The organism is Enterococcus villorum (assembly GCF_007990225.1).
In the GTDB taxonomy this organism is placed as follows: Bacteria; Bacillota; Bacilli; order Lactobacillales; family Enterococcaceae; genus Enterococcus_B; species Enterococcus_B villorum.
On record NZ_BJWF01000056.1, the window covers coordinates 1 to 9227 of the forward strand.

Genomic DNA, 9227 nt, shown 5'->3' on the forward strand with positions numbered 1-9227 from the left:
TTTCAAATCAAGAGAAACTTCAAACTCGTCTTCTTTACTCTTAGCTGTATAAGTTGACGTGTCTTCACTTACAACTTTTCCTGTTTTCGTATTCTTATATTGAGTAAAAACAGTGTATGTGTGTCCAATTTCAAGGGCTTCTCCTTTAACCCACACTACATCTTTCAAGCGATTGTCTATGGTTGGATCAAGTGTTTTTTCGCCATTTACATGACTAAATAAAGAGGTTAACTGTAATTGTTCCCGTTCGTTATACGCTTCTAGCACGATCAATTCGCCATCTTTTTCAACGGTCACAGAAAATTCCAAGGGTTCTTCTAATGGTAAATATCCTTCCAATGGATTTTCTTCCACCAATTGATACTTTCCATAAGGAAGTCCTTCAATCGTTATCTCGCCTGCTTCATCGGTCAGGTATTCATCCACTAAGTTTTGTGAAGATTCGCCTGCTTCGTCTGTTTCTAATTTGTACAGATTAAATGGTACATTGGCTAATGGTTGTTCATTCAATCGATCTCGCTTGATCAATTGGATCGTTTGACGTGCTAAGCGATTGGGGACTTCTAGACGAATCAACGCTCCTGCATCTTCTGTCACACTAAAGATAATTGGTTCTTCTAGTGGTACATAACCTTCTGGCGCTTTGACTTCATGCAGTTCATAGCGTTCCACTCCCCAAGCCAAACTTTCAGTCGTGACGATTTCACCTTTTTCATTGGTTTCAAAAACGTCTGTACTTTCCGTATCATTGGGACGGACCATCGAAACAAAGGCCCCTTCTCCCTCATTTGCCCACGTATCAAAGATTTTAAATTGTGCTCTAGCATAAGGGATATTTTCTCCTGTTTCTTCATCAATTTTGACAATGTGGAGGCGAGACTCAATGATTTTATCTTCTAACAAGAAGAAATGCGTATAGCCTTCTTCGGTGATCGTGACCTCAAATGGCTCGATCAATAAATAGCCATCCATTCCTTGGGTTTCTTCAATGGTATACGTATCATAAGGAAGGTTTTCAAATTTAAAATACCCATTCTTTCCAGTGACTTGGACGTATTTTTTCCCAGTGGTATGAGAAGTTGCGGTTAGTTCCACCCCTTCTAACGGCGGTTTCATGTCCTTGTTGTCAGTTGAAAATAGCTCAAACATCTCAAAAACTGTTTGTGGAATTAATGGACGTGAACCAAATTTATAACCTTCAATATTCCCTTTAATGACACGATCCGTCACCGTTTGACTATGCAGTGCCACGGTTTCATTTTGTCCAGCATACGTGAGTTCAACGGTGTATGTTGTTGGGTTAAGCTGATAGCCTTCAGGTGGCTCGATTTCCTGTAAATAGTAGGTTCCTAATTTTAAGTCTTTTATTTCTGCTTGAGCAACACCATTTGTATCTTTCATGGTCAGTTTACCAACCGATTGACCGTTTTTATCGGTTAATTCATAAATCGCTCCGACTAATTGCGCCGCTCCTTGTGGGGTATTCCCTGTTTCTTCATCTTCTTTGATTATTTTGAGATTCGCTAGTTGTTCTTTGTTGTCTTTGGTGATAGTCGTGGTTTCGTTGGCTTTAATGGTTAGTGTTTGTGGGGTGGAACTTAATACATATCCATTGGGCGCTTTGATTTCTTGAATGGTTATTTTTGTATCGACTAATAAATCATTCCATGTCGCATAGCCATCTGATCCTGAAGTGATTTCTTTGGTTTGACCGTCAGATGTAGTAAAGCGAAAAACGGCACCTGCCAGTGGTTGCTTGGTGGATTCATCTACCTTGCGTACACGGGCATTGCCGTTTTTTGATACATTAATGGTTAAAGAAAGCTGTCTGTTATCACTTATCCTACCGATCATTACATTCTGCGTATAAGGATGTTGATAAATCAGTGGAACACCTTAAAAAGACGAAGCAATATCATATTCAAATTCAAGTTTACTAGAAGAATCAGCATCCTTTGTTGCTAGAATTGTTAATTTACTCCCTTCTTTATAGACATCTATTCCTTGAGGTATTTTTGAAGGAGAAGGTTTGTAATGACTAAATGCTCCTGTTGTATCTGTGATAGTCAGCGGTTTACCTAGCTCTAATTCAAACGTTTGATTCGCAAAAGAGGGCGTTGTATAGAATTTATTGACATTTGCCATAACGTCGGATTTAAATGACTGATAATCAGCCATTGAAAAAACACCTGAAATACTGACAGGATAGATTGCTTGTTGTTCCCATGCTAAAAGCTGGGTCATTAATTCTTTATGAAGTGTATGACCTGTCACGATTATGCCATAGTATTTAATTAATGATATTTTTTTCATTTGTTCTGTGTTCAATTCAGTAACTGTATAGCCATGGTTCTCCCCAATATTCAGCACAGCTCCTTGTTCAATACAAAGTGCAATTTCATTATTCACACGTTTTCCATACCATCCATATTCACGACCACCGTTGGATAAATGAATATCGATGTTTGCAATATGAGCATTAGGATCCACAACAATGGTCTGGTTCGCCATTCGATTTATTGCATTCACCTCTTTAAAAATATCGTGAATGGAAGAATGTATGTAATTAGAGGGTGTTGTTGTGTACAATTTTCCCATAGAGTCTTGAATCAACTGATTTTCTTGAAGGAAAGTGATCTTTTGTTCCTCTTCTTGAACTGTTTTTTCTCTTTCCAACGCTAAAACCGAAAGATTATAGCTAAAAGAAGCAATGATTAAGCTCATAATAATAAATGTTCGTACAATTAACTGGTATTTTTTCATAAAAATTCTCCTGTTTTTGATAATGGATTTTATCGCTTAACTACAAAAGTTATTACTTGCGTGGAAATAAATTTCTTTTTGAATCATCTCACCGTATCAAACGAATGATGTATTCATTTTTACAACGTTCATATCTTAAAACACCACTTTTTGGGATCTGATTAATCAATTTTGCCTTACTACCATTTGTCCAATCTTTTTTATGAATAAGTCGTTCGTATTCTTTTAATGTAATCTGTTTACGTTTACCACTACGCATAAAGTATAATAATCGTTGTATTTCTGACATTTGTACATCACTCCTTACAGATTTAAGGCATCAACACTTTTAGGATGAGTGAAAACCTGCTTTTTTAGGAAAAAGCCAACCTGTAGCACTATAAAACTTTGAGAAACGCAGACGTAAGAAATCCTTCCTTAATCAAATAATGACATAACTCATTATTTGTTCCGTCTTCATCAATGAACTATAGCGTTACTTTTGCTGTTAACACGCCATCGTTAACAGGACTGTCATTTTTCGAGCATCGATATGAACAGACAGCAAATCATTCACATCAGTCACTATTTATGACCAGTAATGATGCTTATTTATAAAATTTTCAAGGAACACTTTATTTCGTTACCAAGTCTTTACTTTAGTTGGTCGTTCTACATATTGTAAATATTGTTTGGCATTCATTCGTTTAGCGAAGATCATGCCTCCAGAAGAAACAGCGGTTTTTATTTGGGGATAAATTTTATAATCCGGTAATTCTTTTTTCGTTTCTCGATTGATAAACTGGCCGTTTCCTAAATTGGCCCATGTTGAACCATCAAACAATCGTACAGTCAATGCTTTGCTTCTAATTGCTTTTTTTGAACAGATTCTAAGCACTTAAATCCCGTTGCCAAAAATCTATAAATAGTTCTAACCAACTGTAAAAGTTGTCCGATTCATGTTTACTTCCTATTTCTACAACAATTCTTGATAGTTTGGTTTTCACTACCTCCGTTGTTGTATGATGCAAATGATTTTGACGAATATTGGTTAGTCTTCGATGGGTATGCCGAATTTTATTTTCTAATTTATAGATGTTACACGTTTTGACAAATCGGTTTCCCTCCTTATTCCACTCGTATTTGCGAGAGACTTTACGCTGTAACCTACGTAAACGTTTCTCAATCTTTCTTACTTTTTTGTTTGATTAATAATCCAAAGTGCAGTTCCTGCTGATTGCCAAAACTGTTTTTCTTCATTTGATCGTAATCTTACTTTCTTGGTTCATATCATCTTCCATCAATTCCTTCATCATCTTCTTAGATTTATTCGTTTTCCTTATAATCGGTAACTAAAAACGGTGACAATCTGGATGAAGTCCTCAACTAATTCCTGTGCCTCAATCTTTCTTTGTAGAATTGATTTCGTTGTTTTTCAAAAAAAATAACGAGTGCCATCTTGTTAGACAAGAGCAGGTTTTAATTCTCCTTTTTTATCTCAATTTCTAAATGTTTGTGGCGTTACACCTATTTGTTTTCCCAATTCTCCTATCGAATACATGGTCATATTCTTCACCTTGATAGGATTACACCGCATATCGATATTAATAATCATATTCTTATAGATATTTATATATTTCTGCCAACTGTTATTCGCCTCCTCACTCTATAATTACGATTTATTTGCGATTTATCCAAAAAAAGAAAGATTCCTATCAACTTTACATAAAAAGCTGATAGGAATCTTTCTTTTTTAGAAATCACTAGAGTAACACAGTGATTGTAGCTGCAACTAAAATCAACACTAATCCAATAATTGTGACAGTCATCTCTTTTTTGGTTTTCTTTTGTCCTAAGAACCAAATACCTGTTAAAGTAGCTAATACAACCGATGTTTGTGAAAGAATAAAACCAGTAGCTAACCCGTTCATATTTGGTTGCGCTGAAATCAAGTAAGTTAAAGCAGCAAAAGCAAAGAAAAAACCAGAAAAAATATGTTTATAAGAAACGACTTCCACCAATGCAGATTTTTCTTTGAAACTTAAAACAATGGCATATATGACAGCAACAATAACCATCCCAATTGCTTGTGGTAAAAAAGCATGCATCCCATCAATAGAAGTGGCTTGTGGTGCAGCAGAATAGGCCCAATAGCCAATTTCTCCTATTGCTAACAACAGAACTGCTTTTCTTAATAAATGACTATCTTCTTTATTTTTCTTTTCTGTCCAAACTGTCAACCATGCACCTAGAATAATCAATACTAATGCAAAGGCTCCTAAAATTTTTGCAGTAACTCCCGGCCAGTTTCCTAAGGCGAATACTCCCCACAAAGAAGCGCCTAATAATTGAAACGCTGTGGTTATAGGCATCGCACGTGATGAACCAACTAAAGTAAATGATTGAAACGTAATGATTTGAGCGATTGCCCAACCGACACCAGATAAGATTGAAAAAATAAGATCTGATCCTGTAGGTAACCCCATCCCTTTAAACAAAGCAAAAGCAATCGCAAAAATCAGTGTTCCTAATGTCGAACCTAAGATTTGATTGACTGGGCGTCCACCAATTTTAGAGGCAATTGTCGGATATAATCCCCAACCTAAGAGTGGTCCTAACCCAATTAAAAGCGCTGTAGTATTCATTTATTATTTTCCCCCTTTTATTACGCCTAAAATATAACGCCACTTTCTAAAATAATATTAGCGTACGGAGTCATTTCCCCACTACGAATAAACGCATGGCAGTTACTTAAGTCTGCTTTCATTTCATTATGAGGAATAAATGAAATAGGTGTTTCAGGCAAGCGCTGTTGAATTTCTAATAATACGTTAGGATTTTCTGTTTTAATTTCTTCGGCTAAATAAATACGTTGTACTTCTAATTCTTCCAAAACGTTATTCAAGACTTCCATAAAACTTGGTATCCCATTATCTAAAGCCAAATCAATCTTTTTAGTAGCCAATGGTACAGGCATTCCTGCATCACCAATGCTTAATTTATCAAAATGCCCCATCTGAGCAATCACATGCGAAATTTCTGAATTAATTACTTTTGATTTTTTCATAATAAAAACACCTTTCTCTAGTTAAGTTCTTCTTTATAAGGAATAGAAGGTTGTGCACCAAAACGTTGGACAGTTAGTGAAGAAGCTTTATTTCCGTATTGGATGGCTGCTTCTAAATTACTAAAATCTTTTGCCAACATACTGCTCATTGCTCCAATAAATGTATCTCCTGCTGCGGTCGTGTCTACAGCATTTACTTTAAAAGCTGGAACGATCCCAGTTTCTCCATTCTTCTTAGCATAAAATGCACCCTTACTGCCTATAGTAATAATGACTACTTCAATTCCTAATTGATGGAATTGATCAGCGGCTTGTTTTAAACTATTTTCATCTGTAATCGTAATTCCCGTTAATATTTCCGTTTCTGTTTCATTAGGAATAATCATATCTGTTACTTTTAATAATTCTTCTGGTACCGTTTCCAACGCTGGCGCAGGATTTAAAATTGTTTTTACTCCAGCTTCTTTTGCCATAGTAAAGGCGGAAACCGTACTTTCTATAGCGCTTTCAAACTGTGCAATGATAAAATCACTTTTTTCAATAATTGCCGTATTTTGTTTTACTTGTTCAGAAGTGAAAGCATTATTGGCTCCAGCATAAATCATAATACTATTTTCACCTTCATCATCCACAATAATATAAGCTTGCCCCGTTGCTTGATTTTCTAAAGTCGTTACTCCTGTTAAATCGATTTCTTCTTGTTCTAAAAGTTCAGCCATTGTTTTCCCAGCTTCATCCGTACCAATTGCGCCAATAAAATAAGTCTTTGCCCCTGATCGTCTGGCAGCTACCGCTTGGTTGGCTCCTTTTCCTCCACCTGCTGAAAATGTTTCTTTTGTATGAATCGTTTCGCCAGGTTTAGGCATATGTTTCACTCGAATCGTTCGATCTAAATTAATGCTACCAATAACTGTTACAGTATTCATTATCTCACTCCATTTCAACTTGTGTAAATTAAGGAAAATACTGTTAAAACGATAATTAAAACGTTTTAATTCCACACCAAAAATATACCATAGAGTGAAAACTATTTCAAGAATCTAGTATTTGCTTATTTTTCTGTTCTACAAATAAAAATAAAAAAGTCGGCGCCTACAAGCGAAAAAATCAAGTAAAAAAAAGACTGAGAAAATTTCTCAGCTTTTTTCCAAAATAAAAAATTATTCTTCATTTTATGACTTATTTTCCTGGTTCAGAAGCAATAATGGATAAGTCACCCTGAATTGTCCATTCTTCAATATCATTGGGCAAAATAAAACTTGTTCCTTTAGTTAAAGGATAAGATTTTTCATTGATTACTAACTCACCGGCTCCATCAATAACTGTCGCTAATGTATAAGGAGCTTGTTTTTTAAATGCCGTAATTCCTTTGATATCCCATTCATAAACATTGAAAAATTCTGTTTCTAAATAAGTGACGATCGATGAATTACCTTTGCGTATTTCTTTCATCTGAACTTGCGGAGCTGTAGCCGGCACAGTTGTAACATCAATTGATTGTTGGATATGCAGTTTTCGGGCATTTCCATTTGCATCCTTTCGATCATAATCATATACTCGGTAAGTCGTATCTGAACTTTGTTGTGTTTCTAAGATCATAATCCCTTTACCAATAGCATGAATTGTTCCACTAGGCACATAGAAAAAGTCACCTTTTTTAACAGGAACTTTCTTCAACAAGTCATCCCAACGTTCATCACGTATCATTTCAGCAAGTTCTTCTCTTGTCTTTGCATGATGTCCATAAATGATCTCTGCCCCAGGTTCAGCATCAATGATATACCAACATTCTGTCTTACCTAATTCTCCTTCATGTTTCATTCCATAAGTATCATCTGGATGAACTTGCACAGAAAGATCATCTTCTGCGTCTAAGATTTTGATTAACAACGGAAACACCGGTTCAGTAGGATGACCAAATAATTCTTTATGCTCTTGCCATAAATCATCTAATTTATATCCTTTAAATTCACCATTTTCTACGATGCTTACTCCATGGGGATGCGCACTGATTGCCCAATCTTCACCGATTTTATCATTTGGTATATCAAATCCAAATACTGATTTTAAACGGCTTCCTCCCCAAATTTTCTCTTGAAACACTGGTTTTAAAAACATAGGTTCTTGCATATGTTAAACTCCTCTCAATTTTCATAGTTATTATAGCATCATTTTTTTAATAACGCTTTCTCTTTCAAAAATTTATCAACGATTTCGTCTCGGCAACGAATATAAGCTTCCCGCTGATCGGTTGGATGAATACGATTTGATAAGAAAATAAAGGCTTCTTGTTCGATCACATCAATGAGCAAAAAGGTTCCCGTATATCCTGTGTGAAAAAGAATCGGTTGTTGCTGCTCTATGCCTTTTTTCAAATCCCAACTGAATGAACGATTCCCTTGTTTATTTGGCGTTTGATCTTTTAAAAGCGATAGGATGGTTTTTTCTTCTAAGAATCGCCCATTCTCCGTTTTTCCTAAACTTAAATACATTTTTACAAATTTGATACTGTCTTCTAAATCAAGAAACAAACCTGCATTTCCAGCATGTTCAGCTAATATTCTGGCTTTTGGGTCATGTGTAATTCCCCGTAAAACTTCTCCAGAAGAAAGCTGCTCTGTTGGAACGATTTTTTTCGAAGGGTAAGGCAAAAAAGTGCTGTTTATCATTCCTAAAGGGTCCAATACTTGTTCTTGAAATAACTCTACAGCTGGCTCTTGAAAAATTTCTTCTAACATCAATCCTAACAAAATAGTTCCAGCATCCGTATACTTCACCACTTGACCTAATTGTTCACCAGGTTGAAGTTTTAGGTAGGCTTTGATCAATTGTTCTTGGGATAATTGATTGCGATTAGGAATCCATGTTTCAATATTTGAAGTATGAGTTAATAAATGGCGCAAAGTAATCGTCCGATTTTCAAAAGCAGGTAAATAACGATGCAACGTTTCATCTAAATCTATTTTACCATCTTCCCATAAACGCAACACTAAACTAGTCGTTGCAATTACCTTTGTTAAGGATGCTACATCAAATAATAAGTCGATTTCCATTGGTAGAATTTCTGGTGTGATCTGTGCATGCCCAGCTGAAAAACTTTCCACTCGTTCGTGATTGATAAATGCACCAACCACACCAGGATAATACCCCTCTTCAAGTTTATTTAAAATCAACTGCTTTGTTTCTGGATACATTATTTTCTCCTTCTCTATCCGAAGACCCATTTTCTTTTGGTTACACTAAAAAAGCATATAACTTTTTTTTAATAGATGCAAGAGGTTGTGACAGAAGCGGTCAGCTCCGAGCAAATAAGAAATGATTTTCTAAAATAGCTTTCCATATTTTTGAAAATCAGAGCTTATTGTTGAGGAGTTGCTTCTGAAACACCGTGGATAAGGTTGTGAAAAGGCTGATCTGC

Annotated in this window: 7 protein-coding genes and 1 pseudogene; all 8 read right to left on the reverse strand. The window is 35.7% G+C overall.

Annotated features, from left to right (window positions below):
- Window positions 1–2763: pseudogene (locus tag EVI01_RS12720) on the reverse strand (SpaA isopeptide-forming pilin-related protein); the annotation flags it as partial.
- Between the two features lie 88 nt (window positions 2764–2851).
- Window positions 2852–3052 carry a hypothetical protein gene (locus EVI01_RS12725; RefSeq protein ID WP_010751747.1) on the reverse strand — a complete coding sequence of 67 codons (201 nt, stop codon included), beginning with the start codon at window positions 3050–3052 and terminating at the stop codon, window positions 2852–2854.
- A gap of 333 nt (window positions 3053–3385) precedes the next feature.
- A complete protein-coding gene (locus EVI01_RS12730) occupies window positions 3386–3598 on the reverse strand; it encodes a hypothetical protein (RefSeq protein WP_241546195.1) in 213 nt (70 codons plus the stop codon).
- 907 nt (window positions 3599–4505) lie between these two features.
- Window positions 4506–5387, reverse strand: a complete 882-nt coding sequence (gene rbsU, locus EVI01_RS12740) for a ribose/proton symporter RbsU (protein WP_010751749.1) — start codon at window positions 5385–5387, stop codon at window positions 4506–4508.
- Between the two features lie 26 nt (window positions 5388–5413).
- The gene (rbsD, locus tag EVI01_RS12745) at window positions 5414–5809 is read right to left on the reverse strand and encodes a D-ribose pyranase (RefSeq protein ID WP_010751750.1); all 396 of its coding nucleotides are present in this window, start codon (window positions 5807–5809) and stop codon (window positions 5414–5416) included.
- Window positions 5810–5826: 17 nt separating this feature from the next.
- On the reverse strand, window positions 5827–6735 hold the full coding sequence (gene rbsK, locus EVI01_RS12750) for a ribokinase (protein WP_010751751.1): 909 nt from the start codon (window positions 6733–6735) through the stop codon (window positions 5827–5829).
- Between the two features lie 253 nt (window positions 6736–6988).
- The gene (gene manA / locus EVI01_RS12755; RefSeq protein ID WP_010751752.1) at window positions 6989–7939 is read right to left on the reverse strand and encodes a mannose-6-phosphate isomerase, class I; all 951 of its coding nucleotides are present in this window, start codon (window positions 7937–7939) and stop codon (window positions 6989–6991) included.
- A gap of 38 nt (window positions 7940–7977) precedes the next feature.
- Window positions 7978–9003: a serine hydrolase domain-containing protein gene (locus EVI01_RS12760; protein WP_010751753.1), complete on the reverse strand. Its 1026-nt coding sequence runs from the start codon at window positions 9001–9003 to the stop codon at window positions 7978–7980.
- Between the last annotated feature and the right edge of the window lie 224 nt (window positions 9004–9227).